The organism is Actinomycetospora sp. (genome assembly GCF_055612215.1).
In genome coordinates, this window is sequence record NZ_JBVPVA010000822.1 from 1 (window position 1) to 2,090 (window position 2,090).

Here is a 2,090-nt window from a genome sequence, read left to right on the forward strand (position 1 = left end):
CAGGTCCTGGTCCAGCCGTTCTTCCTGCTGTTCGTGTTCGGCAAGGTGCTCAGCCAGCTCGGCTACATCGCGCCCGGGTACGCCCAGCTGCTGCTGCCCGGCCTGCTCGCCCTCAACGCGTTCCTCGTCGCGGTGCAGGCCGTCGCGCTGCCCCTGGTGATCGACTTCAGCTACACGAAGGAGATCGAGGACCGGCTGCTCGCGCCGCTGTCCACGCGCATGGTCGCCGTCGAGAAGATCGTGTTCGGCGCGGTGCGGGGCATGATCGGCTCGCTGGTCATGATCCCGGTGGGCTACCTCGTGCTCGACCAGGTGACGTGGCGCGTCGCCGGGCTGCCGGTCTCCGCGCTGCTGCTGGTGCTCGGGGCGCTGGCGGGCGGCGCGGCGGGACTGGTGATCGGCACGGCGGTCTCGCCGCGGCGGATCAACATCGTGTTCGCGGTGGTGATCACGCCGCTGCTGTTCACCGGCTCGACGCAGTTCCCGTTCCTGCAGATCGGCTCGCTGCGCTGGTTCCAGGTGATCTGCGCGCTCAACCCGATCACCTACGTCTCGGAGGGGCTGCGCGGCGCCCTCACCCCGCAGATCCCCCACCTGCCGACGTGGTTGTGCGTCGGGGCGCTGGTCCTGTCGTGCCTGCTGTTCGGGGCGATCGGGATCCAGGGGTTCGTCCGGCGAGCGCTGGACTGACCAGGCGCAGCCAGACGAGCGCCCCGAGCAGCGTCGGGAGCATCAGCAGCGGGCTGGGGAAGCCGAGGACCTGGCTGAGCGTGAGGTCCCCGACCGCGGCGAGGACCCCGACGACGAACCAGCCGACCCCGGCTGTCGTCGGCCGGTCGCGGACCCCGAGCGGGGTCCGCGGCCACGGCTTCGCCAGCGAGAGCCACGCCTGGAAGGCGATCGCGGATGCCATCGCCGCGCTCGCCACCACCAGGGCGGGCGGCGACGGTCGGCCGCCGGCGTCGATCACCGCAAGCTGGACCGACAGCACGCCGATCCCGACGTAGAGCTGCACCAGGGTGATCGCGAACTTCGCGGCGACCCACCAGTGGTGCAGCAGTCCCCACGGGGTGGCCAGCGAGAGCAGCACGCCGGTGAACGCCGAGGCGGTCGCCGCGGGGGCGAGCAGGTGCATGTCCAGGTGGTGGGCCATCGCGACGGCGGCTGCGGTCCGCGCCGGGTCGTCCCGCGAGAGCACGAGCAGCGCCACCAGCCCGAGGGCGGTGCTCATCCAGCCCACCGACGTGAGCACGTGCACCCACACCAGCAGCCGCCGCCAGGTCCGGACCCCCGTGATCGCCACGCGACCACGCTCGCCGTCGGGCGCGGCCCGGACATCGGGGACGACCCCGACCTCCACCCCGACGACGACCCCCGGGGTCAGCCGGCGAGCTTCGCGGCCACCTCGGCGAGCCGCGCCCCCTGCACCCGGGCGGCGCCGAGCGCCTCGTCGTCGGGCGCGGCGGAGCGCCGCGACACCCACGACGCGCCGTACGGGTTCCCGGACTGCATCAACGAGGGGTCGGCGGCGTAACCGAGCGGCATGATGATCGTGCCCCAGTGGTAGAAGACCATGTTCATCGCGACGATCGTCGCCTCGAGCCCGCCGTGCCCGGTCGACGCCGACGTGAAGGACGTCCCGACCTTCGACGCGAGCTTGCCCTGGGCCCACAGTCCGCCGGTGGTGTCGAGGAACGCCTTGAGCTGCTCGGCGGCCGCGCCGAACCGGGTGGGGCTGCCCAGCGCGATCCCGTCGGCCCACTCGAGGTCGTCGAGGGAGGCCTCGGTGTCGTAGGGGTTGTTGTCGACCCACTCCTGCCACCGGCGGTTCCCCGCGATCGCCTCCGCCGGGGCCCGCTCGGCGACCGGCCGCACACGGACCTCGGCGCCGGCACCGCGCGCCCCCTCGGCGAGCGCCTCGGCGAGGGCGGCGACGTTGCCCGTGGCGGAGTAGAAGACGACGACGATGCGGGCCACGCGGGACCTCCGGGGAGCGGGAGCGGGGAGTCGGGCCCACCCTCTCGCGCCCGTCCGGCCCGCGCGTACGCAGGACCCGGGGTGCGACGAGGCACACTGGTCCGGTGGCGACG

General features: G+C 73.4%; 3 protein-coding genes. 1 reads left to right on the forward strand and 2 read right to left on the reverse strand.

From position 1 onward, the window contains the following. Positions 1-690: ABC transporter permease (locus AC0CYZ_RS22420; protein ID WP_472219413.1), on the forward strand; the 690-nt coding region annotated here is incomplete at its 5' end. Here AC0CYZ_RS22420 and AC0CYZ_RS22425 read toward each other — a convergent pair. Further along, a complete protein-coding gene (locus tag AC0CYZ_RS22425; protein ID WP_472219415.1) occupies positions 575-1,303 on the reverse strand; it encodes a hypothetical protein in 729 nt (242 codons plus the stop codon). The two genes, AC0CYZ_RS22420 and AC0CYZ_RS22425, sit on opposite strands and share 116 nt — an antisense overlap. A 77-nt stretch (positions 1,304-1,380) precedes the next feature. Continuing rightward, positions 1,381-1,977: an NAD(P)H:quinone oxidoreductase gene (gene wrbA, locus AC0CYZ_RS22430; protein ID WP_472219417.1), complete on the reverse strand. Its 597-nt coding sequence runs from the start codon at positions 1,975-1,977 to the stop codon at positions 1,381-1,383. Between the last annotated feature and the right edge of the window lie 113 nt (positions 1,978-2,090).